Raw genomic sequence first — 25028 nt, forward strand, 5'->3', positions numbered from 1 at the left:
CGGAAAGCCCTGTAGTGACCGCCACGGACCGCTCTCTCGAGCTCATCAACACCGCCGCGCAGGCGGCTGCCGACAAGCTCGCGCACGACATCATCGCCTACGACGTCAGCGACGTGCTGTCGATCACGGACGCCTTCCTGCTCGCCTCCGCGCCCAACGACCGTCAGGTCAAGGCGATCGTCGACGAGATCGAGGAGCGGCTGAACAAGGAGCTCGGCGCCAAGCCGGTGCGCCGGGAGGGCGACCGCGAGGCCCGCTGGGTGCTGCTCGACTACGTCGACATCGTGGTGCACGTTCAGCACAGCGAGGAGCGTGTCTTCTACGCCCTGGAGCGGCTGTGGAAGGACTGCCCCGAGCTGGAGCTGCCCGCGGACGCCAAGGCCACCCGTGGCAAGGCCGCGGAGCACGCCAGGCTGCAGGCCGCCGAGGAGGCCGCCGAGCTGGGCGGGGAGCTGCGGTGACGGTCACAGGCGCCGACACCGGGGAGAAGAGCCGTGGCCGCCGCCTCATCCTGTGGCGCCACGGTCAGACGTCATGGAACGTGGAGCGCCGCTTCCAGGGCTCCACGGATGTCGAGCTGACCGAGACCGGCGTCGGCCAGGCCCGCCGCTCCGCCCGGCTTCTCGCCTCCCTGAAGCCGGACGTCATCGTCGCCTCCGACCTCAGGCGCGCCGCCGCCACGGCCGCCGAGCTGGCCGCTCTCACGGGCCTGGAGGTCACCCACGACGAGGGCCTGCGCGAGACGTACGCGGGCGTCTGGCAGGGCCTGACCCACGAGGAGATCATCGCCCGGTACGGCGCGGAGTACGCCGCCTGGAAGCGCGGTGAGCCCGTCCGCCGCGGCGGCGGCGAACTGGAGACCGAGGTTGCCGACCGCGCCGCCCCCGTGGTGCTGCGGCATGCCGACAAACTCCCCGAGAACGGCACCCTCGTGGTGGTCAGCCACGGCGGCACGATCCGCACCACCATCGGCCGTCTGCTCGGTCTGGAGGCCCGCCACTGGGAGAGCCTCGGCGGTCTGTCCAACTGCTGCTGGTCCGTCCTCGGCGAGGGCATCCGCGGCTGGCGCCTCCTGGAGCACAACGCAGGCACCCTGCCCGAACCGGTCCTCGGTGACGACGACTGACACCTCCTCACCAGCCGCCGGGACCCGGATTTCACTTTCTGGCAGGTCGCAGGCTAGAGTTCTTCTTGTTCGCCCCGCTGAGCGGGAAGAACACGAAGAACACAAGGGGCTATAGCTCAGTTGGTAGAGCGCCTGCATGGCATGCAGGAGGTCAGGAGTTCAATTCTCCTTAGCTCCACAGATCGACACTCTTGAGTTGTCAAAGATCGGTGATCAGAATCCCGTCCCGTCAGAGGGCGGGATTTTCTGTGCTCCACATGCGGATGATCTCCGCGGCCGCCTCGTCCGACGGCGGCCACAGTCGCTGCCTTCGTTCTCTGAGCAGAGCGACCTTCTCCTGTGCCTCCTCGCCCTCCGGGGTGTACACCACGATCCGGCATTCCGGCATTCCGTCGATCGACAGCGACAGCGAGGTCATCCTCAGCTCCCCCACCGCCTGGTGGCGGAACGTCTTCACCCGCGGCCCCGGCGGAATCACCTCACCGCTCGCCCACAGCTCGGCGAACCGCCCACTGGCCTTCGACAGCCTGCGTATGAAGTCCTCCCAGGCGGGTTCGCCCACGTGTCTGCCGTACGAGGACCGCAGCGTCGCCATCATCATCGCCAGCTCACGCTCCCGGTGGACCACGGGGCAGGCCTCATCGGACAGGATGAACAGCGTCCACAGCACGTTCGGTACGCCGATCCTGATCGTCTCCGGCACCACGAACAGGTCGCGGTAGCCCGGGTTGGTGGCGAGGATGTCGTACCGCGAGTTGTAGACCGCCGCCGGATGCGGGTCGAGGGCGTCGATGACGGCCTGGACCTCGGGGTTGCGTGGTCGACTCCCCCCCACGTCAGGGCGCTGAAAGGGGGCTCGCGACGGGCCCGTCGCCGGTCGACCGGGCCCGAGCAGGCTCCAAGCATCACTTGATCATCGACGGACACGGCACCCCGCTCGCTGTGATCTTGACCGGCGGCAACCGTAACCTTTGCCTGGCTGCACGGCTTCCGCCGGTTGCGGGGGCGCTGGGAACGACGCGCGGACAATCGAGGCCTTGGCGGGGGCGAACGAGGATGAGGTGGCCGTTGCGTTGGCCGCTCTGGGTGCGTCGAACCCTCGGGGGCGGCCGGCTGCGGAGCGTGGGTCTCGGACGCCTCTGCCGGGTCCCGGAAGCACCTCGGACATCCACTCTGAGGTGGAGTGGGTCTGAGCCCGTTCTCGGCCTCGCGGGAGCGATCGGGCGACTACTGAGCCTCCTCTCGACTGGAAGGGGGCTCAGCAGCGCCTGAGACAGCTTCGGCGTCGCTGTCCGACGTGATCTCGCCCAAGTGTCGCGGGGCGGGTGACCTGCAAGGATGACTGACTCAGGTTGCCTTCGGCAAGCTGATAGGCGAAACGGCGATTGCTGGATACAGTCGTTTCGTTACTACTGGTTGTGGGGAGCAACCAGAGTTCGGTTGGCGGTGCCGACGTCCTGGGGAGGGCCTGCAGCGCATGAGTCGTCGCTCTACTGGTGTGGTCGGTGTCTGGGCTGAAGTGCAACGTCAGCAACAGCGCCAGATGGAAGCCGAGGCCAGACAGCGCAGGGAGCAGGAACGACAAGCGCGGGCCTACCAACGACAGGTTGCTCAGAGCCACAGGGAGTACCGGCAGGCGGAGGCCAGGCGGCGCACTGAGGAATTGGATGCGCAGGTCGCGTCCTTGCAGGGATTGCTGGCTGCTGGTTGCCAGGCCCCGGCCTTCAGGGCGGCTTCGCTGATGCGCTCTGAGGAGATCCAGCCGTTCTCGCCGGGGCCGCTGGCGCAGCCTGTGGTTATGCCGGATCCAAACCGGTACCAGGCGCAAGGCGGTTGGACGGCGAATCGGCGCGCGCAGGTGCAGGCCGAGGCACGTGCCCGGTTCGAACGCGACTGGCATGCGGCGCAAGCAGCAGAGGCTCAGCGCCAGCAACAGCTGGCGGCGTACCGGCGAGAGTACGACCAGTGGGCTCAGACTCAGCTGTCGGAAGTACGTCGCCACAACGCCACCGTTGTCGAGGTGACCGAAGGGGTCGGGCGAGGGGATCCGGAGTCCGTGGTCGAGTACTTCTCGGCTGCTCTTTACTCTTCAGCGGTATGGCCCGAAGGGTTCCCTCGACAGGTCTCGGCGGCCTACGACGCAGCGTCACGGCAGTTGGTGCTTGACTGGGAGTTGCCCGGGTACGACGTCACCCCCGAGGCCAAGTCGGTGCGGTACATGCCCACGTTGGATCAGGACAAGGAGACGCTTCGTCCTGCCGGCCAGCGTCGGGCGCTGTACAGAGAGGTACTTGCCCAGTGCGTGCTGCTGGTGTTGCACGAGTTGTTCGTGGCGGATGAGTTCGGTGCGCTTGAGTCCGTGGCATTGAACGGGTTCGTGGATGCCAACGATCCGGCGACGGGGAGGCAAGCGCACATTTACCTGGCGACGGTCATGGCCACGCGGTCCGTGTTCGCCGGTCTGCACTTGGAACAGGTCGACGCGGTCAGCTGTCTGACGGACGGGCTGAGAGGGCAGCTTGCCTCTCGGCCTGAGCAACTCGCCCCGGTACGGCCAAGTCGGCGGCCGCAGGAGATCGGAAACCGTGTCGTCACCCATGGTGGCGATGAGGAACCGGATCTTTACGAGATGGATCCGATCGCGTTCGAGGATCTCGTTGCCGACCTCTTCCGGGCCATGGGGATGCAGGCTGTGACGACCCAACGCTCGAACGACGGTGGCGTGGACGTCGATGCACTGGATCCCGCTCCGATCCGTGGTGGCAAGATCGTCGTGCAGGTGAAGCGCTACCGCAACACCGTGCCGCCCACAGCCGTGCGCGACTTGTACGGCACCGTTCAGGATGTCGGCGCCAACAAGGGCGTCTTGGTGACGACCTCGGGGTTCGGCCCCGGTTCGCACACCTTCGCCAACGGCAAGCCCCTGGAACTCATATCGGGCAGCGAACTCGTCGACCTCCTGCACCGGCACGGGCTGCGTGGACGCCTGGGGGAGGGGCGGCGAGCAGCTCCCGCCCAGCCGGCACCATCCGGCCCCACAACTCAGACCGACGACTACAACGTGTTGGGTATGTCCTGGTCCGGCAACGTTGCCCTGGACGTGTGCGCGCTTGTCTGCCGTGGTAACCAAGTCCTCAGTGACGACCACTTCGTCTTCTTCAACAACCCTCAGACTCCGGACGGTTCGGTACGCGCGCTTCCAGCTACGCCCCCGGACAAGGCCGCAATCCGGGTCTCCTTCGACGCGCTGCCGGAGAACGCCGATCGCTTTGTGCTTGTGGCTGCCATTGATCCAGAGGTCAACCCGAGGGCTGATCTATCCGGATTCACTGATGCCTGCATCCGGTTGCTCGACCCTGCGATGGCAGAACTGGGCCGGCTTGAGGTCTCCGATGGCCGCCCGCGTGAGACTGCCCTGGTACTCGGCTCGTTCCGCCGCCGGTCTAACGGCGACTGGGAATTCGTGCTCGGAGGCAAGGGCTACATGGGCGGCCTGGAGCAGCTGGTTCAGGATTACGGCATTGCCGTGGAGTAGCGCCTCTGGGTTCAAGCGCACTGCCGAGCCTGTCCGCTTCAAACCCGTCACAACATTAACGGGTACTGCGGGCTGGGCGGGACGGGGGTCAAGCTAAGTACCCCGTTCGAGACGAACTGGGGGGCGTCCTGCCCGACAGGCATCGCCCCGGCGCCGGACGTCACCGAGGGGTAGTCCGCGCACGGCCGTCCACACCGGGCATGCCTTGCTTCGACTGCGGCGTGTGCCCGCAGATGGACACTTGGCCACAAGTAAGGAACAGCGGCAAGAAGTTGCTGCCGCTGACGGTCAAGAAGTCTGCGACCAGCGAACACGCCCACTGACGTGAGTGCCGCATTACGGCGCATGGCCGAGGCCTTGGCGGACATCAGCGAGGAAGACAGAGCTGCCGTACTGAACGCGCTCGGTGCTCAGGGTAGGCGGCAGAGGCCTGTGCGGGATACGCCGAGAACGCCACTGCCGCCTCCTGGGGGCCCTTCGGACATCCACTCAAAGGTGGAGTGGGTCTGAGCTCCCTACGGCTCGGCTCCTTGCGCAGTCGCATGACGTCCTGAGCCCTCTCCCTGATCGGGAGGGGGCTCGGTGGTTTTCGCAGCACCCGTGCCAAGCCAGCAGGTGCTTTATCTGTCGGGCGCCCTTCGACCATCGCCCTGTCGGGTGGATCAGCAGGATGAAGCGGGATCGAGCGCCCGCGTTGGGGACCTATGGACTCGCGGGCCAGGTCTGCGGTCCGCCACGAGGGATTCGGCAGGCCGGTGCTTCGTGAGGGGTGAGGATGGGACCGTCAATGAGCAAGGTTGCCGTGAGCAAGTTGCCGATGGTCGGCGCGATGTTCTGGGCGACCAAGATCGTCGCAACCACACTGGGCGAGTCGGCATCGAACTTCGTCACGATGGCGCCATTGAACCTCGGCTACGCCGTCGGCGCGATGATCTTCCTACTGGCCTTCGTGGTCACCCTGGCGATGCAGCTCAAGGCCGACCGCTTCCGCCCGGTGGTGTTCTGGTCGGTCATTCTGACCACCAGCATCGTGGGCACCTCGATGTCCGACTACATCAACCGCACGGCCGGGCTCGGCTACGCCGGTGGCTCGATTCTGCTGACCAGCCTGCTGGCAATCGTGCTGATCGGGTGGCGGATGACCGGACAAACCATGGATGTCGAGCGGATCGCCACCACGGAGGGCGAGGTCTTGTACTGGACCGCGACATTGGTGTCCAACACGCTGGGCACCTCCAGCGGTGACTTCCTTTCCGGCGGTCTGGGCCTCGGCTTCCGAGACAGCTCTCTGCTGCTGTGCGGGGCCATGCTCGTGATCCTTGCCACGCATTATCTGACCCCGATCTCGGGCACGGTGCTGTTTTGGGCGGCCTACGTGTTGACGCGCCCGCTCGGAGCGGTGGTGGAGAACGCGGTGGAAAAGCCCGTCACACAGGGCGGACTTGGAGTAGGAACCACGATCACCTCATCCGCGCTGCTCGCTGTCTTGGCCATTCTGGTGGGCCGGCAGATGCTCACCGACCGCCGACAGACCCGCACGGTGGATACCCTCTCCCCAACCGACAGCCACGATCGCCAGCCCGTCGACCCATCAACGGCAACCTCGTCGGCTGACTACGCGGGCAAACCCAGCCGCCACAGGCCGAAGGGGAGTGGTCGGGCCGATCGCTGAGCTGAGTGGGGCTGAAGCTGTCACATGAGGGCGGCGCCGAGCCTGTCCGAGATCTCTCTGGTGCCTTCGGCGTAGCCCGCTCGCCGTGAACACGGCGTGCCCAGCCGCCGTAAATCGTAGAACCGGAAGCGTTCCGGTGCCATGACGATCCTTGGCCTCCTCCGCCTCCGGCGCGGGTGAGGTTGACAGGTAAAGCACGGCGGGCGCACTGACGCAAGATCCATGGTGCGCACGCCCGTTCAGATCGACCTTGTCAGGGTCGAACGGAGATCCACCCCCCACAAGCACAGGAGCACCCTTTTGACGTCGACGAAGTCTGTGATGAAGAAGCTGCCTGAGGTCACGCTGGCGTTCTGGATCATGAAGATCGCCGCGACGACCCTGGGTGAGACGGCGGGCGACCTGTTCTCCCAGACGCTCAAGCTCGGCTATTTCCTCACCACGATCGCCCTGTTCCTGATCTTCGTGGTGACGCTGGTCGTGCAGCTGCGGTCCGCGCGCTACAACCCGTTCTTCTACTGGACCGTGATCCTGTCGACCAGCATGGCCGGCACCACGATGTCCGACTTCATGAACCGCGACGCCAGCGACAAGTACCTCTCGGGCGGCGCCACTTCACTGGGCTGGGGCCCGCAGGGCCTCGGCCTCGGCTACCCGGAGGGAGCCGCGATCCTCGTCTCGATCCTCCTGGCGATCTTCCTCGCCTGGAGGATCAGCGGGATGACGTTCCAGATCCGCGACATCGTCACCTTCAAGGGCGAGGCCCTGTTCTGGGCGGCGATCCTCGTCTCCAACACCCTCGGCACCTCGATGGGTGACTTCCTGTCCGACAGCTCCGGACTCGGCTACCTGGGCGGTGCGGCGCTGGTGTCCAGCGTGCTGGTCGTGCTGATCGTCCTGATGAAGGTGCCTGCCGTCCCGAACGTCCTCCTGTTCTGGATCGCCTTCGTCCTCACCCGTCCCCTCGGCGCCACCGCCGGCGACTTCCTCACCAAGCCGGTCGCCAAGGGCGGACTGAACCTCGGCACCGCGGGCTCCTCGGCCGTGCTGCTCGCGGTCCTGTTCGGCCTGATGGCCTACGCCCACATTCAGGAGCGCAAGGCCGTCACACCGAGCCTTGAGACTGCCGGCCCGGAGGTCGCAGCGGCCCGCCAGGAAGCAAGTCAACGGTGAGCACTGGTCGGGGCGCGAGCCCTCGCCCAGGGGACTCCGCCGTCCTTGCCATCGGTGCCGCCGCCGGACAGGTGCTGGGCGGAGTCCTGGTGAGCGCCGACCTCTTCGGCACCGGCCGGCGGCCGGTCTTCCTTATGAACGTGCCCGTCGGCGTCGTACTCCTTGCTGTCGGCAGCCGCGTACTGCCGCGCGACGACGTACCCGCCCCGGAACGCTCGCGCGGCCTCGACCTGCCCGGTCTGGTCCTGCTCGGCGCGGCCGTCTCGCTGCTCACCGTGCCGCTCGTGCTCGGCCAGGAGGAGGGCTGGCCGCTCTGGTCCTGGCTGTGCCTGGCCGCGGCCGCGGTGATCTTCGCACTCTTCTGCACGTACGAGTCCCGGCTGGCCCGGCGTGGAGGGGCGCCGTTGATCGCGCCGCGGGTGCTGCGGCACCCCGGCGTCGGCCTCTCGGTCTTCCGGCTGCTGGCCGTGATGGCGGTCAATGCAGGCTTCCTGTTCTCGCTCACCCTGCACATCCAGGGCGGCCTCGGCTACAGCGCGCTGCGCGCCGGGCTCACCTTCGCGCCGGCCGCCGTTGTGTTCGGGCTGGTCGGCCTGACCTGGCGGGCCTGGCCGGTCCGTCGGCAACGTGTTCTCATCCCCGGCGGGTTCGCGCTCGCCGCGCTCTCCGTGACCGGCGTGGGCCTGGTGCTGCACGGCGGGGGAGACGGCGGACCGTGGCTGCACATGGCCTTCGCGGGCGTCGGTGCGGGTCTGGCGCTCGCCTTCAGCCCCACGCTCACCAGGGCCCTCGCCACCGTGCGGCCCGAGGACGCGGCGGACGCCAGCGGGCTGCTCGCGACGGTCACCCAGCTCGGCCAGCTGATCGGAGTCGCCGCCTTCGGCACACTCTTCTTGAACCGGCTTGAGTCACTTGGCGCCCCCGGGGCGTATACCTCTTCGGACGCGCTCCTCGTGTGCATGTACGCGCTGGCCGCGACGGCCACGTCGGGTGCCGTGTCCGGACTGGTACGAAGGCGTCGCTGACCGTATTGGTCCGGCCGTGGCAGAATCAAACGGCCGGAAGGGGGCGCGGCCCGACGGGAGGGAGTAGCGATGCCTGCGAGCATCCGCGGGGAGGTCCACGATCTCCTCGCAGTGGCGGTGAGACGTCAGAATGCCACCCTCCTCGACTGCCCTTCCTGCGGCTCGTCCCACGTTGCCCAGGTCCTCGGCGACAATGGCGGCATTTCCTACGTGTGCACGGCCTGCGGCCACAGCTGGAGCTGATCGATGGGTGCACACAGGCGGAAATGCGACTGGTGCGGTAGCGGCACACCGATCGTCCGTGACATGGAACCGGTCAACCCCGACTACCAGTACTGGTGCGAGGAATGCGCACGGGCGCTGATCATAAAAGGCGACCCGATCGAGACCTACCGGGAGCTGGAGGGGGAGCCGATCTACGGCCGCCTCCTCGACGAGCACTGCACGCTCAAACGCTTCTACTCGTTCGCCACGGCCTGACCGAGGGACGTGGAAACGATTTGGTGTTCCACCCGGTGGACCGTGTAATGTTGGCGTCGCCGCCGGGGAAACCCGGGCGACACGGTCAACATGCGGCTCCGCCGCGTGGCCGCAAGGGGCTATAGCTCAGTTGGTAGAGCGCCTGCATGGCATGCAGGAGGTCAGGAGTTCAATTCTCCTTAGCTCCACAGGAGTTGAAGGCGGTCCATCCGATGGGATGGACCGCCTTCCGTGTATGTGGCCGCAGAGCCCTTGTGCGCGTTGCCTGCGGCCTGCGGATGCCCGCCTTGTGCGGGTTTTCCCGCGGAAGAAGCCTTGTGCTCGTTTTCCCGCGGAAGAAGCCTTGTGCGCGTTTGCCTGTGGCATGCGAAACGGCGGCCCACCCTGCTCGGGTGGCCCGCCGTTCGCGCTCTCAGCGGCCGAGGGCGCGGCGTCCGCGGCCCTGGGACAGCACGGGCAGGTTGTTGCGCGACGGCGCGCCGGACCGGGTGTCCTCCTCGATCCGCAGCGCGAGCGCCGGGCAGCGGCGCACGGCTCGCAGCGCCTTCGCCTCCGCGTACAGCGGCACCTTCGCCTGGGCGACCGTCGGGAAGCCGTCGGCGCCCAGCTCGAAGACCTCCGGGAGGATGTCCGCGCACAGGCCATGACCGCGGCACAGCGTCCAGTCGACGAAGATCTTCTGCCGACTGGCACCCGCCTCGGGTTCGGCCTGGCCGCCGCCCGGGATGCCGGTGGGTGCCCGGCCGCCCTCGAAGAGCGGCAGCACGCCCTCCACGGGCCTGCCGCAGCCGTTGCCGAGGACATGTGCCGCCAGGTCGTCCGTGAAGGCCTTGATGGTCGATTCCAGGAACATCGCCGAGCCGTCCGGGTGCGAGCACGCACCACGCCTCTTCACGGCCTTGGCGACCTGCTTGAGGGCCTCCAGGGCGGCGGGACCGCCGCCGTTGAGGATGTCCTCCATGCCGCGTGCCGCGGCGGGCAGCCCCAGGTAGCAGGGGCCGCACTGGCCCGCGCTCTCCTCGGCCAGCCACTTGGCGACCTGCAGGGACTCGCCCAGCGGGCAGGTCTCCTGGCTGATGGGCAGGATCGCGCCGGCGCCGAGCGCGCCGCCGACGGCGTCCAGGGAGTTGCGCGAGACGATCGCCTCGTTCACCGTCGCCGCGTCGATCCACTTGCCGTGGTAGCCGCCGGTCAGCACGCCCTGCGGCATCGGCGGGGCGCCGGCCAGCTGGAGCACGTACCGCAGCGGCACACCCGTCGGAACCTCGATGACCATGGGGCGGTTGACGGCGCCGGAGACCGTGAGCATGACGGTGCCGGGCTCGTCGTACAGACCGGTGTTGCAGTAGCGCTCGGCGCCGATGCGCGCGGCGATCGCCAGCTGGGCGAACGTCTCGGCGTTCGACAGCAGTGTGGGCGCACCGCCGACGCCGCTCTGCGAGGCGCTGGTCTTGCGACCCGGCGGGATGGCCGGACCACCGTCGATCGAACGGATGAGCGAAGCGGCGGCGCCGGTGACCATGCGTACGGGGTTGCGCTGCACGCGCGCGCGTATGGGCGCGCCGCGCCGGTCGCTCAGGCCGCGCTCGGCCAGTGCCTGCTCCATCGACCGCTCCGTGGAGGCCCGGGTCACGCCGACCACGAGCGTCCGCGCGCCGAGGGCCTCGGCGACCAGCAGGGCGCCGTCCAGGATGAGGTGCGGGGCACGGTTGATCAGCACCGTGTCCTTGCGGCAGGCGGGTTCGTCCTCACTTCCGTTGACGACGACGACCGGCCGGATGCCGCGGCGGATCGCCGACTCGGCGACCGACCGCAGTTTCTTGTGGAAAGGGAAGCCGGCGCCGCCGCGCCCCTTCAGGGAGATCTGCTCGGCGAGCTGTGCGAGCTGCTCGCCGCCCATCGGCTCGAGCGGGCCGTGCACCTTGAGGTGCATGGGCAGGTCGAGTCTCTCGACAAGGTCGAAGCCCGACGTGAGCTGCGGAAGTCCGACAACGCGGACCTCTGGGACGTCGGGCAGGGCCTCGTTCACTTAAAGCCTCCGGAAGGCGCGTTCCAGGGTTCGCCGGCGCCCGGCTGGTCGAACGAACCGGGCAGCGTTTCCGTCGCGGGACCGCTGTTGTACGTGTTGTTCGAGTTGTACGTGCCGTACGGGGTGTTCGTCTCACCCGTGTCGTACATCTCACTCGCGCCGTACCCGTTGTATCCCGAATTGCCATAGGCCGGAATGTTGTTGTAGCCGGTGTCCTGGAGCGGGTCGTACGCGGAGGGGGGCGCCTCGCCGACGGGCGGCGGCGACGGGATCGGCCAGCTGCCCGAGGTGCTGCCTCCGCCGTCGACGCGCGGCATCGCCTCCGTGGCCTGCATGTCCAGCGGCAGGTCCATGCGCTGGGTCCCGTCGGGCGCCATCGGGCCCTGCGCGCGCGGGGTGGCCGACGTGGCCCGGTAGGCGGCCGCGAAGCCGTTGCCGGGCTCCGGGGTCATGGTGCGGGCCGGAGGGGCTTCGTAGAAGGACGCGGTGGGCTGCGAGGGGATCAGCCCCTCGTCGGCGCCGCCACGGCCCGCCGCTCGCAGCCCCTCGTCGGCGGCGCCACGGCCCGCCGAGCGTGCTCCGAAGCCCGCCAGGGCCGCGGCCGCCTCCGCGTTGCGGGCGCGGCTGGCGTCCAGTCCGTCGCGTCCCGGCCCGCCTTCCGTTCCGACGATCGCGAAGATCCTGTCGGCCACCTTGCGCTTGAACGGACGCGGTGCCGCGCGCAGGGCCAGCGCCGCCATGACCCCGACGAGGCACAGCTCGTATGCCCAGAAGAAGAACGGTTTCGCCAGGCGTCCCGCGTACAGGCCGTGGAGCAGTGCCGCACACCAGGACGGGTAGGCCAGCATGTGCATCGCGCGCCAGCGCGCCGCGACCGGTGCCGGGGACGCGAACTGGTTGCGCAGCGCGCCGGTGATTCCCACGAAGATCATGAGCAGACCGGCCAGGGAGCCGAGACCGATGAGTCCGCCACTGCCCTGGAAGCCGAGGCTGAAGGGGATGAGCGCGGCGATGAGAACGGTGTGGTCGAGGGCCAGCTTGATGGTGATGTGCACCAGGAGGAACGCGATCGAGGCGACCGCGGTCACCCGGTGGATGCCCTGGGCCACGATGCGCTGGCGGATGTTGAGGAAGATCCGGTCCTGGGCGACGAGTCCCCAGATCACCGAGCAGCTGAGGGAGACGAGCGAGAGCACGCCCGCACCGAAGTTGAGGAATTGCTGCAGCCAGTCGCCTCCGTTCAGTACCACCACGGGTATGAGGAGGAGCACCACGGCCGTCGCCACGCCGTAGGCCGAGCGGCCCGGCTTGGGGAGCGAGCTGTTACTGCGTTGAGGGTTCATGGGGGTCAACTCCGAACAGTTTCGGGAAGGCGGTCCCGCTGCCGCACTCTAGGTGGCTCCAAACCGACCGGTACGAGGTTTGAGTTATTGCGTTGTTATCAAAGGGCAACGGGGTGGTGGTGATGTCCGATTAGCTGCTGTTACGCGAAGTAACAATTGAACTTTGTTCAGCTTCTCGGGACCTTCACGACTCGACCGTCAGTTCCTGAGTACGGCTCCACCTCGTATTGAGTTCACTCCGGTGCGTTCCCGGGTGTGCCGCGGAAGCCCGTCGCGGCGCGCTCGGGCCCTGCGGTACCCTGACGCTATGCGTGCCGTACGCCTTCTGCTTAGCGGGCCGCGCTGATCAGTCCCGACCACTGGGCGAGCCGGATGGTCGGAATCGGCGCGGCGTCCCCTCCTGTGCGAGGGGATTTTTCGTTTCTTGAAATGTCACAGCCGCAGGCAGAGACGATCGATGGAGCTTTGAGGATCATGAGCGAGACGAACCCCGCTGCCGCCGCCGCTGTGTCGGCGGAGGCAGCCCCGCACCGCTACACGGCCGCCATGGCGGCCGAGGTCGAGGCACGCTGGCAGGACTTCTGGGACGCCGAGGGCACGTACGCGGCGCCGAACCCAGAGGGGTCCCCCCGCTCGAGCGAAGCCGAGAGTGGGGGAGGTGACCTGGCCGGAGACCCCGAGCTGGTCGCCAGGCCCAAGAAGTTCATCATGGACATGTTCCCGTACCCCTCGGGTGCGGGCCTGCATGTCGGCCACCCCCTGGGATACATCGCCACCGATGTATTCGCCCGGTTCCAGCGGATGACCGGCCACAACGTCCTGCACACCCTGGGCTTCGACGCCTTCGGCCTGCCCGCCGAGCAGTACGCCGTGCAGACCGGCACGCACCCGCGCGTGTCCACCGAGGCCAACATCGAGAACATGAAGTCCCAGCTGCGCCGGCTGGGCCTGGGCCACGACAAGCGCCGGTCGTTCGCCACGATCGACCCGGACTACTACAAGTGGACCCAGTGGATCTTCCTGCAGATCTTCAACTCCTGGTACGACGGCGAGGCGCGCAAGGCCCGCCCGATCTCCGAGCTGATCGCCCAGTTCGAGAGTGGTGAGCGGGCGATTCCGGGCACCACGCGCGCGTGGAACCAGCTGAGCGCTGTCGAGCGCGCCGACATCCTGAGCGAGTACCGCCTGGCGTACGCCTCCGATGCGCCCGTCAACTGGTGTCCGGGCCTGGGCACCGTCCTGGCGAACGAGGAGGTCACCGCCGACGGCCGCTCCGAGCGCGGCAACTACCCGGTCTTCAAGGCCAAGCTGCGCCAGTGGAACATGCGCATCACCGCGTACGCCGACCGGCTGCTGGATGACCTGGAGGCGCTGGACTGGCCCGAGGCCATCAAGCTGCAGCAGCGCAACTGGATCGGCCGCTCCGAGGGCGCCCGCGTCGACTTCCCGATCGACGGCGAGCACATCACGGTCTTCACCACGCGCCCGGACACGCTGTTCGGCGCGACCTACATGGTGCTGGCGCCCGAGCACCCGCTGGTCGACAAGTTCACCCCGGACGCCTGGCCCGAGGGCACCCACGAGGTGTGGACCGGCGGGCACGCGACCCCGGCCGAGGCCGTCGCCGCCTACCGTGCGCAGGCCGGGGCCAAGTCCGACGTGGAGCGGCAGGCCGAGGCCAAGGACAAGACCGGCGTCTTCACGGGCGCGTACGCGACCAACCCGGTCAACGGTGAGCAGATCCCCGTCTTCATCGCCGACTACGTCCTGATGGGCTACGGCACCGGCGCGATCATGGCCGTCCCTGCGGGCGACCAGCGCGACTTCGAGTTCGCCCGCGCCTTCGAGCTGCCGATCCACTGCATCGTCGAGCCGACCGACGGCCGGGGCACCGACACCTCGACGTGGGAGGACGCCTTCGGGTCGTACGACGCGAAGATCATCAACTCCTCCAACGACGACATCAAGCTGGACGGCCTGGTCGTCGCAGAGGCCAAGGCGCGCATCACGGAGTGGCTGGAGCGCAAGGGTATCGGCGAGGGCACCGTCAACTTCCGTCTGCGCGACTGGCTGTTCAGCCGTCAGCGCTACTGGGGCGAGCCCTTCCCGATCGTCTACGACGAGGACGGCGTCGCCCACTCGCTGCCCGAGTCGATGCTGCCGCTGGAACTGCCGGAGGTCGAGGACTACTCGCCGCGCACCTTCGACCCCGACGACGCCGACACCCAGCCCGAGACGCCGCTGTCGCGCAACGAGGAGTGGGTCAACGTCACCCTGGACCTGGGCGACGGGCCGAAGAAGTACCGCCGCGAGACCAACACCATGCCCAACTGGGCCGGTTCCTGCTGGTACGAGCTGCGCTACCTGGACCCGCACAACGACCAGAAGCTGGTCGACCCGGACATCGAGCGCTACTGGATGGGCCCGCGCGAGGGCATGCCGCACGGCGGCGTCGACCTGTACGTCGGCGGCGCCGAGCACGCGGTGCTGCACCTGCTGTACGCGCGTTTCTGGTCCAAGGTCCTGTACGACCTGGGGCACATCTCGTCGCCGGAGCCGTTCCACAAGCTGTTCAACCAGGGCATGATCCAGGCCTACGTCTACCGCGACAGCCGTGGCATCGCAGTACCGGCCGCCGAGGTGGAGGAGCGCGACGGCGCTTACTACTACCAGGGCGAGAAGGTCACTCGTCTGCTGGGCAAGATGGGCAAGTCCCTGAAGAACGCGGTCACTCCGGACGAGATCTGCGCCGAGTACGGGGCGGACACGCTGCGCCTGTACGAGATGGCGATGGGCCCGCTGGACGTGTCGCGGCCGTGGGACACGCGCGCGGTGGTGGGCCAGTTCCGGCTGCTGCAGCGGCTGTGGCGCAACGTCGTCGACGAGACGACCGGTGAGGTCACCGTCGTCGATGCCGAGCCCGACGAGGACACCCTGCGTGCCCTGCACAAGGCGATCGACGGTGTCCGCCAGGACCTGGAGGGCCTGCGGTTCAACACGGCCATCGCCAAGATCACGGAGCTGAACAATCACCTGACCAAGGCGGGCGGAGCGGTGCCGCGCTCGGTGGCCGAGTCGCTGGTGCTGCTGGTCGCGCCTCTGGCCCCGCACATCGCCGAGGAGCTGTGGCGCAGGCTGGGCCACACCGACACGGTCGTCCACCGGGACTTCCCGGTCGCCGACCCGGCGTATGTCGTGGACGAGACCGTGACCTGCGTGGTCCAGGTCAAGGGCAAGGTCAAGGCGCGCCTGGAGGTTCCCCCCTCGATCACCGAGGAGGAGCTGGAGAAGGTGGCGCTGGCGGACGAGAAGGTGGTCGCGGCGCTGGACGGCGCAGGGATCCGCAAGGTGATCGTGCGCGCGCCCAAGCTGGTGAACATCGTCACGGCGTAGCGGCCGCCGCCCGCGCACCGGCTCGGCCGGAGGGCGCGGTCTTGCACGCTTTTGCGGCCGCCGGGGCCGGCCTCGGCTCCGGCTCGCCGGTGACGTCGGGGTAGTCCCCTACGGGCAGGTTCGGGGTTCTTCCGGAACCCCGGGCCTGCCCGTTGCGTTTACCGTGGAGGGGCGGCGCTACAGCCGCGCCGCCCGGCCGGAGGAGGAGCGTCGTGGAAGCCGTCCTGACCGTCATCGCGCTCCTGTTCGTGCTGTGCGTCGTGCTGGGGGCGTATGTGACGGTGAAGGCGATCGGCGCGGCCAAACGCGGCGTGGACCGCACGATCGCGCAGGCCCGCCGCACGGTTGAGGACACCACCCTGCGCGCCAAGACCCTCGCCCAGCCCGGCCCCGTGGGCGAGCTCGCCCAGCTGCGGCTGACGCTGCGCACCTCGATGCGCGCCACACAGGACGCGCTGCACACGGGCGCCACCGAGGACGAGTCGCTGAAGGAGTCACTGGGCCTCTTCAACCGCCTCAGCGTGCACGGACAGGAACTGGACGTCGAACTCAAGCGCCTGGAAGCCGAGCCGGACCGGCGCACGCTGGCCGCGCGGCTGCCCGAACTGCGCGAGCGCACCGAACGGATCACGCGCTCAGCGGACTCGCTGCGCTGGGCGGCACACGACAGGGCCCGCCGGTTCGCGGACGACGACCTGGATGCGCTGAGCGCGCAGATCGATGTGGAGGCCGGCGCGCTGCGCCACTGGACCAAGGAGCGGCCCACCTCGGCCACCCCGCCCTGGCCGGAGGCGCCGGCATCCGAGGACATGGCCGGCGGCCAGACCTGGCCGGAGACACCCGAGTCACGAGCGCCGCAGGAGCCGGTCCGGCCCGCCATCACCCCGCCGGGACAGCGGCCCGCATACCCCTGGCAGAGGAAGACCCGCCCCGAGAGCACCACATGATCCGGTCAAGGTGCGCCCGGGCGGGAGGGGCCGGGCTGCCACCGGCGCGTTCCGGCAGGTAACCTCCAGCTCATGTCCCGCCATGTCGCGATCGTCACCGATTCAACGGCCTACCTGCCGCCGCGGACGATGGAGCGCCACGGCATCACCGCGGTGCCGCTGACCGTGGTCCTGGGCGACCAGGCGCTCGAAGAGGGTACCGAGATCTCGGCCCGCTCCCTGGCCCAGGCGCTGCAGAAGCGACGGCCCGTCACCACGTCCCGGCCCAGCCCCGAACTGTTCGCCGAGACCTACCGCAAGGTCGCCGAGTCGGGCGCGACCGGCATCGTCTCGCTGCATCTGTCCTCCGAGTTCTCGGGCACGTACGACGCCGCGGTGCTTGCCGGGCGCGAGGCTCCGGTGCCGGTGCGGGTGGTCGACACCGGGATGGTCGCGATGGCCCTCGGCTTCTGCGCGTTGGCCGCGGCGGAGGCCGCGGAGGCGGGCGGCACGGTCGACGAGGCGGTCACGGCGGCGGAGAAGCGGGCCGCGGGCACCTCCGCGTACTTCTACGTCGACACCCTCGACTATCTGCGGCGGGGCGGCCGGATCGGGGCCGCGCAGGCGCTGCTGGGCTCGGCGCTCGCCGTGAAGCCGCTGCTGCAGCTGGACGGCGGCCGCATCGAGTTGCTGGAGAAGGTGCGCACGGCGTCCAAGGCGATCGCCCGCCTGGAGGAGATCGTGGCGGAGCGCGCCAACAGCGTGAAGGTCGACATCGCGGTCCACCATCTCGCCGCCCCCGAACGGGCGTCGGCCCTCGCGGACCGCCTGCGCGCACGGGTGCCGGGGGTGGCCGACCTGCATGTGAGCGAGGTCGGGGCGGTGATCGGGGCGCATACGGGGCCGGGGCTGCTCGGTGTCGTGGTGTCGCCACGATGACCGTTACTCGTGTGGGTGACGGAGTTATCCACAACTGAGTGGTAATCCCCCGGAATTGACCAAGATCATCGCGAGGTCGGTGCTTTGCCCGATCCTCGGCGCATGGCACTTCGATCACGTACACGCACAGCGATCCCCACGAGCGGTCCGGGCCGCGGTCCGGGCTCCGACGGCCGCACACGCCACCGTCTGCGGCATGCCGGAGGCCACACCAACGCCCTACGGCACCACCGGTCCCCGGCCGCGGACGCACTGCGCCTGCGCGCGGAGGCACTCTTCGCGGAAGGGACGAAGGAGCGGCGGGAGTTGGGCAACGGGCCGCCGGGTGCGGACCGGGACGTGGGAGAACCACGGGCGAGTACGGCGGCGGGCACCGGCGCCGGTCGTCTGCACGGTCCGCGCGCCGTCGAGCCGGCCCGTCCCGCCCTCTCCGAAGCGGTCGCCCCGGCTCCCGGGACCGGCGGCACCGGCAGCTCGGTGGACCGGATGCCGGCCGGTACATGGCGGGAGCGGATCGGACCGGCCGTGCGCGAACGGATGCCGCTGTGGCTGCAGTCGAGGTGCGGGCTGGAGCGGAAGAGCGTGGCGGCGCTGAGCGTGCTGCTCGTGGTGGCGGTGCTCTTCGCCGCGCAGCATTTCTGGGCGGGCCGGACGCAGCCGGTGCGGGCACCCGAGGTGGTGCGTGCGGCGGCACCGTACGGGGCGCCGGGGGCGCGGGAGGCCAAGCGGTCGGCGGAGCCGGGCGCTTCGCCCGGACCGCAGCCGGGCGGGACCGGGGCGGGGGCCGGTGCCACGGTCGTCGTGGATGTCGGCGGCAAGGTGCGCAAGCCCGGTCTGCAAAGGCTTCCGGCCGGGTCCCGGGTCGCGGACGCCCTGCGGGCGGCGGGCGGGGTGCGCCCGGGCACGAACACCGATGGCGTCAACCGCGCCCGCCTCCTGGTGGACGGAGAACAGATCGTGGTCGGGGGCCCGGCAGCCGCGATGGGCACGGACCCGGCCGGCCCGGCCACCGGCGGATCCACGGCCGGCAGGGTCCCCACCGCCCCGGTCTCCCTCAGCACGGCGACCGTGGACCAGCTCGACACATTGCCGGGGGTCGGTCCCGTCCTGGCCCAGCACATCATCGACTACCGCTCCCAGCACGGCGGATTCCGCTCGGTCGACGAACTCCGCGAGGTCAACGGCATCGGCGAGCGCCGCTTCGCCGACCTACGGAATCTCGTACGACCATGAGGGCGCCCAACGAAGGCGGCGCAGGCGCGTCCATGACCCCGGTGACCTCGGCGCGGTCGGCCGCGGACCCCGTCTTTGCCGGGACGGGCGCGCGCCCGTCCCCGGATCGGCTGCCGATGCGCGGCAGCGGCACCGTCCGCAGCCGGCTGGGGGACCCGCACCCCCGTCAGGAGGGGCCGGCGGATCTACGGTTGGTGGGGCCCGCGCTTGCGGGGTGGGGGGCGGCTGCATGGGCACTGGATGCCTCGGCCGTGAGGGTCGCAGGTGTGGTGGTCGTCTGCCTGGTGGCGGCCGGTGGGCTGTTGGCGGCGCGGCGGGCCGGGGCGCGAGGTGGGGGCGGTCGACCGCCGTGGGGCTTGTGGTCGGGGGTGTCCGTCGCTGCCGTGCTGCTCTGTGTCGCGGCCGCCGCGGCTTCCGCCGGCCTCCATGGCGCGGATCTACGGCGAGGTCCCCTTCCCTCCCTGGCGCGTCGGTACGCCGAGGCGACCGCCGAGATCGAGATCTCCTCCGATCCCCGGCTCACCCGGCCAAGGATCAAGGGTGACCATGCGACGCCGACCGCCGTGCGGTTCGACGGGAAGGTCCGGCGTCTGACCAAGGCGGACGGGGCCGTGGTGGCGACGCGGGCGCCGGTGCTGGTGATCGTCGACGTGCGCTCCAAGGCTGCGACGGGAGGTCCGAAGGCCGTCGCTGAGGAGCCCGGGCGGTCGCCCTGGCTGGGCCTCCTGCCCTCCACGCGGGTGCGGGTGACCGCGCGGCTCGCGCCCCCGCTGACCGGGGGAGATCGCGTCGCCGCGGTGGTGCGGGTACGGGGCGGGGGCCCGCCCGAAGTGGTGGGGCAGCCTTCCGGAGCGCAGCGGTGGGCGGGGCGGTTGCGGGCCGGGCTGCGAGAGGCGACCGACGGGCTCGATCCCGATGCGCGGGCGCTGCTGCCAGGACTGGTCGTCGGGGACACCTCGCGGGTCACGCCCGAGCTCGACGACGCCTTCGCACAGACGGACCTGGCGCACCTGCTTGCCGTCAGCGGGGGCAACTTCACGCTCCTGCTGGCACTGTTCATCGGGCCGGCGGGTCTGGCGCAGCGCGTCGAGCGCAAAGGGCTCGCGCCCCGGCTCGGCATCCCGCTGCGGGGAACCGCGCTGCTCGGGGGTGCGCTCACGCTCGGGTTCGTGGTCGTGTGCCGACCGGACCCGAGTGTGCTGCGGGCCGCGGCCTGCGGAGCGGTCGCGCTGCTCGCCATCGCGACCGGGCGCCGCAGATCCCTGATCCCCGCGCTGGCCACGGCGGTACTGCTGCTGGTGCTCTACGACCCCTGGCTCGCCCGGGGCTATGGCTTCCTGCTCTCCGTGCTGGCGACCGGCGCCCTGCTGACGCTCGCCCCACGCTGGAGCGCGGCACTGCAGCGGCGCCGTGTGCCGCCCCGGCTGGCCGAGGCCCTGGCCGCCGCAGCCGCCGCGCAGGCGCTGTGCGCGCCGGTCGTCGCGGTGCTCTCGGCGCGGGTGAGCCTGGTCGCGGTGCCGTGCAACCTGCTCGCGGAGCTCGCGGTGGCGCCTGCCACGGTGCTGGGGTTCGCGGCGCTGGCCTCCGCGCCCGTGGCTATGCCGGTCGCCAAGGGCCTGGCGTGGTGTGCGGGGTGGCCGGCCGGGTGGATCGCCGGTATCGCGCGCACGGGGGCGTCGCTGCCCGGCGCGGGAGTGGACTGGCCGGGCAGCTGGACGGGGGCGCTGCTGCTCGCGGCCGTGACGGCGGTGGTCGTGTGCGCGGGCCGGCGGCTGCTGGGACACCCCTGGGCGGCCGGTGCCTGTGCCGTGGTGCTGCTGCTCGTCGTGGTGCAGCCGCCGCCCCTGACCAGGGTGATCACCGGGTGGCCACCACCGGGCTGGCGGTACGCGATGTGCGACGTGGGGCAGGGGGACGCGACCGTGCTCGCGGCGGGCGACGGCACGGCGGTGGTCGTGGACGCGGGCCCTGACCCGGCGCTGGTCGACCGGTGTCTGACCGCGCTCGGCGTCTCCCGCATCCCGCTGCTCGTGCTGACCCACTTCCATGCCGATCATGTGGCGGGGCTGGCGGGAGTGCTGCGTGGGCGTGCGGTGGGGGCGATCGAGACCACCGGGTTCGAGGCGCCGCCGGAGCAGGCCGCGTTTGTGCACGCTCTGGCAGCCTCCCGGCACATTCCGGTGACGCGCGCGGTGGCCGGGGAGCGCAGCCGTACGGGAGCGCTCGACTGGCGGGTGCTGTGGCCTCCGCCGGACCCGGTCCCGTCCCCGGACGGGCCGAACGACGCGAGCGTGGCCCTGTTCGTACGGTCGGCGGGGCTGACCCTGTTGCTGCTCGGGGATCTCGAACCTCCTGCCCAGGAGGCGTTGTTGAGGTCACCGGCGGGTGCGGAACTGGGACCCGTGGACGTCTTGAAGGTCGCCCACCACGGGTCGGCGTACCAGGACTCGGAGCTGATACGGAGGGTGGCGCCGCGGCTCGCGCTGATCTCCTGCGGCAGGGACAACCCGTACGGCCATCCGGCGCCCAGTACGGTCTCGGCGCTGCGGGACGAGGGTGCGCTCGTGCTGCGTACGGACGAGGACGGTGCGATCGCCGTCGTCGGTGCGGGCACGGGGCTGAGTGTGGCGAGAGACTGAGGTCATGAATTCCGCACAGGTTGATGCCTATCTCCGCAGGATCGGGGTCGAGCATCCCGCCTGGCCCACCGTCGATGTGCTGCGCGAGTTGCATCTCCGTCATCTGCAGTCGGTCCCGTTCGAGAACCTGTCGATCCATCTCGGCGAGGAGATCGTGCTGGACGAGAAACGACTGCTCGACAAGATCGTGGGGGCGCACAGGGGTGGCTTCTGCTACGAACTCAATGGGGCGTTCGGGGCGTTGCTGAGGGCGCTCGGCTTCGACGTCAGGCTGCTCGCGGCCCGGGTGTACGGCGAGGAGGGGCGGCTCGGGGTGCCGTACGACCATCTCGCGCTGCGGGTGCGGACCGCGGACGGGGGCGACTGGCTGGCCGACGTCGGCTTCGGGGCGCACAGCCACTATCCGCTGGCGTTCGGGGACCGGGGCGAGCAGGAGGATCGGGGCGGTGTGTTCCGGGTGATCGAGGCCGGGCCGGACGCGGCGGGAGTGAGAGGCGGCGGTGGTCCGGCGGGGTTCGGGGATCTCGACGTGCTGCGGGACGGCAAGCCGCAGTACCGGCTGGAGCTGCGGCCGCGGGTGCTGAGGGACTTTGTGGTCGGGGCCTGGTGGAACAGCACGTCACCGGCATCGCACTTCGTGCAGTCGCTGGTGTGCTCGCGGGTCACGAGGGACGGAGGGCGGATCACGCTCAGCGGCACCCGCCTCACGGTCACGGCCCCGGACGGGCGGAAGGAGGTGTCGGATCTGGCGACCGACGAGGAGGTGCTGGCTCTGTACCGGGAGCGGTTCGGGATCGTGCTGGACCGGGTGCCGACGGTGCGGGAGGGCGGTCAAAAAGGCTAATTGTGGGTTACTCATGCGTAGTACCAGCACATCTGCTGGATTCCCGCGATGTGGTCCCGAGTTGCCCCGAAAGCCTCAGCGGTGGTCGAATGCGTCTTCGTCAACAGGTGGTGTCACATCGCGCAGGGGTGTCGTAAATGATCGGCCGTTGGCGAGGAAACCGTACGACCCGGACACAGCGGACCGGCCCTCTCGCGGCGATACGGACGCCGCCCAGCGCAGGCGTGCTCAGCTGCCGGGTGCTGGACCCCGTCAACGAGCCGGTGGCGCATGCGGAGTTCGCGGTCAGCGACGCCATGGGCCGCAAGGTGGTGAGTGGCGGCACGGACCCGTTCGGGTCGTTCGTGACGACCGTTCCGGCAGGGGAGTACCGGCTGTCGGTGTCGGCCGAGGGATACACGCCCTACATCGCGAGCGCCGTCGTCTCCGAGAACTCCCTGGCCTCGCTCGGCGATGTGACGCTCCAGGTCGCCCGGCCGCCGGAGTTGCCGAGGGCAGGTGACTGGGAGGTCGAGCCGATGCACTCCTCGATCGCGTTCACCGCGCGGCACATCGGACTGGCCCGGATCCACGGCCGGTTCAACACCTTTGCGGGGGCGGTGCGGATCGCCGATCCGATGGAGCGGTCCGCGATGCACGTGGTGATCGACGCGGCTTCCATCGACACCAACGTGGCGATGCGCGACGAGCATCTGCGGTCTGCGGACTTCCTGGACGTGGCGCGCTTTCCGACACTGGAGTTCTACAGCGACCGGTTTGTCCACAAGGGCGGTACACGGTGGGCGGTGATCGGGGCGCTGACGCTGCACGGGGTGACGCGGACGGTCACGCTCGACTCCGAGTACCTGGGGCTGGGCAACGGTATGGAGGGCGAGGTGCGGGCGGCCTGCCGGGCCACCACGGAGCTGCACCGCGACGACTTCACGGTGAGCTGGCAGACGATGCTCGCCCGGGGGATTGCGGTCGTCGGACCGAGCATCAGGGTCGATCTGGACGTGCAGATCGTGCCCAAGGGGTGAGGCGGGCATCTGTCGGGGCGACCACCGGGCGGTGACCTGGGCTTTCCGGGGCGGACCCCGGCGCCGGCCGTCGCGCGTAGCGGAAAATGGCCCCGTGAGCGATGTGAGACATGTGCTGGTGCTGCCCGACCGCGAGGCGGCGGAAGAGGCGGCGGAGGCGCTGGGGGAGCGGTTCGGGCTGGACGAGGAACCGCGGATCGTCCGGGACGCGTTGGCCGGTGAGGACGACGCCGAGGACGCGCAGTGGCTGGTGGTCCTGCGCGATGAGGAGGAGCTCCTCGACCCGGAGCAGCTGGATGCGTTCGCGGGGGAGTGGGACGGCTGGCGGGAGGAGCCGTAGTCGTCCGGGAGGTGACCTCGGGCCGGCCTGGACCGGTCGGCGGCGGGACCGCGTTGTCAGTGGCGCATGCGATGCTTTCCGTGATGGCCAAGAAGACCGCGAACGACGACCCACTCGCCCCCGTCACCCTTGCCGTGGGCCAGGAGGACCTCCTGCTCGACCGTGCCGTGCAGGAGGTGGTGGCCGCCGCCCGGGCCGCCGACGCCGACACGGACGTAAGAGATCTGACCTCGGACCAGTTGCAGCCCGGCACGCTCGCCGAGCTGACGAGTCCCTCGCTCTTCGCGGAGCGCAAGGTCGTGGTCGTACGCAACGCGCACGATCTGTCGGCCGACACGATCAAGGACCTGAAGGGGTACTTCGCCTCGCCCGCCGAGGAGATCACCCTCGTGCTGCTGCACGCGGGCGGCGCCAAGGGCAAGGGGCTGCTCGACGCCGCCCGCAAGGCGGGGGCGCGGGAAGTGGCGTGCCCCAAGATGACGAAGCCGGCGGACCGGCTGGCGTTCGTGCGCGGGGAGTTCCGGACGCTGGGGCGGTCGGCGACGCCCGAGGCGTGCCAGGCGCTGGTCGACGCGATCGGGAGCGATCTGCGGGAGCTGGCGTCCGCGGTGTCGCAGCTCGTCGCGGACGTCGAGGGGACGATCGACGAGGCGGTGGTCGGGCGGTACTACACCGGGCGGGCCGAGGCATCGAGCTTCACCGTCGCGGACCGGGCGGTCGAGGGGCGGGCGGCGGAGGCGCTGGAGGCCCTGCGATGGTCGCTGGCCACGGGCGTGGCACCGGTGATGATCACAAGTGCGCTCGCTCAGGGGGTGCGCGCGATCGGAAAGCTGTCGTCGGCTCGGGGCGGGCGTCCCGCGGACCTCGCCCGGGAGCTGGGGATGCCGCCGTGGAAGATCGACCGGGTGCGGCAGCAGATGCGGGGGTGGACGCCTGAGGGGGTGGCTGTCGCCCTGCGGGCGGTCGCGGAGGCCGACGCGGGTGTGAAGGGTGGCGGGGATGATCCCGAGTACGCCCTGGAGAAGGCCGTGGTGACGATTGCGCGGGCGGCGCGGTCGCGGGGGCGGGCGTAAGCGGGGGGTGCGCCTTGCGGGGCGGGTGCGCCGCGCCGTGGCCGGCGTCGAGAGTGTTCGCCCCCGCCGCCCCTGCCCTTCCCGTCCCCAGGGGCTCCGCCCCCTTCGACCCCGCCAGGGGTGCTGCCCCTGGACCCCGGCGGGGACTGCGTCCCCTGCACCCCTGCCTGGGGGCTCCGCCCCTTCGACCCCGGCGGGGGCTGCGTCCCCTGCACCCCTGCCTGGGGGCTCCGCCCCCG

18 protein-coding genes, 2 tRNA genes and 3 pseudogenes are annotated in these 25028 nt (G+C 70.0%); 20 read left to right on the forward strand and 3 right to left on the reverse strand.

From position 1 onward, the window contains the following. The first annotated feature begins 14 nt into the window (after positions 1–14). From rsfS to ABT186_RS23015, 3 genes are all read left to right on the forward strand, one after another. A complete protein-coding gene (gene rsfS, locus ABT186_RS23005; protein WP_351227577.1) occupies positions 15–461 on the forward strand; it encodes a ribosome silencing factor in 447 nt (148 codons plus the stop codon). After that, positions 458–1126, forward strand: coding sequence for a histidine phosphatase family protein (locus tag ABT186_RS23010; protein ID WP_351227579.1), 669 nt, complete (start codon positions 458–460; stop codon positions 1124–1126). The genes rsfS and ABT186_RS23010 overlap by 4 nt, the downstream gene beginning before the upstream one ends. Positions 1127–1231: 105 nt before the next feature. After that, positions 1232–1304: transfer RNA gene (locus ABT186_RS23015), tRNA-Ala, on the forward strand. A 51-nt stretch (positions 1305–1355) separates the two neighbouring features. Here ABT186_RS23015 and ABT186_RS23020 read toward each other — a convergent pair. Further along, a complete protein-coding gene (locus tag ABT186_RS23020) occupies positions 1356–1961 on the reverse strand; it encodes an MmyB family transcriptional regulator (RefSeq protein WP_502973291.1) in 606 nt (201 codons plus the stop codon). On the opposite strand from ABT186_RS23020, the pseudogene ABT186_RS48005 reads away from it, so the two are divergent. The 8 genes and pseudogenes from ABT186_RS48005 to ABT186_RS23060 form a co-directional block, all read left to right on the forward strand. Continuing rightward, positions 1940–2149: pseudogene (locus tag ABT186_RS48005) on the forward strand (IS5/IS1182 family transposase); the annotation flags it as partial. The gene ABT186_RS23020 and the pseudogene ABT186_RS48005 overlap by 22 nt on opposite strands. Before the next feature lie 454 nt (positions 2150–2603). Further along, positions 2604–4661: a restriction endonuclease gene (locus ABT186_RS23030; RefSeq protein WP_351227581.1), complete on the forward strand. Its 2058-nt coding sequence runs from the start codon at positions 2604–2606 to the stop codon at positions 4659–4661. Between the two features lie 51 nt (positions 4662–4712). Continuing rightward, positions 4713–4835, forward strand: a pseudogene (locus ABT186_RS23035) (peptide-methionine (S)-S-oxide reductase MsrA); the annotation flags it as partial. A gap of 613 nt (positions 4836–5448) precedes the next feature. Then, entirely contained in the window at positions 5449–6333 is an 885-nt protein-coding gene (locus tag ABT186_RS23040) for a COG4705 family protein (RefSeq protein ID WP_351926532.1), read from the forward strand. 321 nt (positions 6334–6654) lie between these two features. Continuing rightward, positions 6655–7506: a COG4705 family protein gene (locus ABT186_RS23045; RefSeq protein ID WP_351227585.1), complete on the forward strand. Its 852-nt coding sequence runs from the start codon at positions 6655–6657 to the stop codon at positions 7504–7506. A 35-nt stretch (positions 7507–7541) separates the two neighbouring features. After that, positions 7542–8531 (forward strand): annotated as a pseudogene (locus tag ABT186_RS23050) (MFS transporter); the annotation flags it as partial. Between the two features lie 246 nt (positions 8532–8777). Beyond that, a complete protein-coding gene (locus tag ABT186_RS23055) occupies positions 8778–9011 on the forward strand; it encodes a hypothetical protein (protein WP_016643127.1) in 234 nt (77 codons plus the stop codon). Positions 9012–9126: 115 nt separating this feature from the next. Beyond that, positions 9127–9199 (forward strand) — tRNA-Ala (locus ABT186_RS23060). A 224-nt stretch (positions 9200–9423) separates the two neighbouring features. Here the strand turns inward: ABT186_RS23060 and ABT186_RS23065 are convergent. Together ABT186_RS23065 and ABT186_RS23070 are read right to left on the reverse strand one after the other, a co-directional pair. Then, positions 9424–11040, reverse strand: a complete 1617-nt coding sequence (locus ABT186_RS23065) for an NADH-ubiquinone oxidoreductase-F iron-sulfur binding region domain-containing protein (protein ID WP_310776768.1) — start codon at positions 11038–11040, stop codon at positions 9424–9426. Continuing rightward, positions 11037–12383 (reverse strand): cytochrome b/b6 domain-containing protein, encoded by a 1347-nt coding sequence (locus ABT186_RS23070; RefSeq protein ID WP_351227587.1) that lies wholly within the window; start codon positions 12381–12383, stop codon positions 11037–11039. The genes ABT186_RS23065 and ABT186_RS23070 overlap by 4 nt, the downstream gene beginning before the upstream one ends. A gap of 474 nt (positions 12384–12857) precedes the next feature. Between ABT186_RS23070 and leuS the strand changes: the two genes are divergently transcribed. From leuS to holA, 9 genes are all read left to right on the forward strand, one after another. Beyond that, the gene (gene leuS, locus ABT186_RS23075) at positions 12858–15776 is read left to right on the forward strand and encodes a leucine--tRNA ligase (RefSeq protein WP_351926534.1); all 2919 of its coding nucleotides are present in this window, start codon (positions 12858–12860) and stop codon (positions 15774–15776) included. 212 nt (positions 15777–15988) lie between these two features. Further along, positions 15989–16723: a hypothetical protein gene (locus ABT186_RS23080; RefSeq protein ID WP_351227591.1), complete on the forward strand. Its 735-nt coding sequence runs from the start codon at positions 15989–15991 to the stop codon at positions 16721–16723. 72 nt (positions 16724–16795) lie between these two features. Further along, the gene (locus ABT186_RS23085) at positions 16796–17641 is read left to right on the forward strand and encodes a DegV family protein (protein WP_351227593.1); all 846 of its coding nucleotides are present in this window, start codon (positions 16796–16798) and stop codon (positions 17639–17641) included. 102 nt (positions 17642–17743) lie between these two features. After that, the gene (locus ABT186_RS23090) at positions 17744–18874 is read left to right on the forward strand and encodes a ComEA family DNA-binding protein (protein ID WP_351227595.1); all 1131 of its coding nucleotides are present in this window, start codon (positions 17744–17746) and stop codon (positions 18872–18874) included. 116 nt (positions 18875–18990) lie between these two features. Beyond that, the gene (locus ABT186_RS23095; protein ID WP_351227605.1) at positions 18991–21513 is read left to right on the forward strand and encodes a ComEC/Rec2 family competence protein; all 2523 of its coding nucleotides are present in this window, start codon (positions 18991–18993) and stop codon (positions 21511–21513) included. A gap of 4 nt (positions 21514–21517) precedes the next feature. Continuing rightward, positions 21518–22357: an arylamine N-acetyltransferase family protein gene (locus ABT186_RS23100; protein ID WP_351926536.1), complete on the forward strand. Its 840-nt coding sequence runs from the start codon at positions 21518–21520 to the stop codon at positions 22355–22357. A gap of 137 nt (positions 22358–22494) precedes the next feature. Then, on the forward strand, positions 22495–23376 hold the full coding sequence (locus ABT186_RS23105; protein WP_351926538.1) for a YceI family protein: 882 nt from the start codon (positions 22495–22497) through the stop codon (positions 23374–23376). A gap of 94 nt (positions 23377–23470) precedes the next feature. After that, on the forward strand, positions 23471–23716 hold the full coding sequence (locus ABT186_RS23110; protein WP_351227601.1) for a hypothetical protein: 246 nt from the start codon (positions 23471–23473) through the stop codon (positions 23714–23716). Positions 23717–23799: 83 nt separating this feature from the next. Continuing rightward, the gene (gene holA, locus ABT186_RS23115; protein WP_351227603.1) at positions 23800–24789 is read left to right on the forward strand and encodes a DNA polymerase III subunit delta; all 990 of its coding nucleotides are present in this window, start codon (positions 23800–23802) and stop codon (positions 24787–24789) included. The last annotated feature ends 239 nt before the right edge of the window (positions 24790–25028 follow it).

Origin of the sequence: Streptomyces sp. NPDC001634, assembly GCF_040298185.1 — a bacterium.
Lineage (GTDB): Bacteria > Actinomycetota > Actinomycetes > Streptomycetales > Streptomycetaceae > Streptomyces.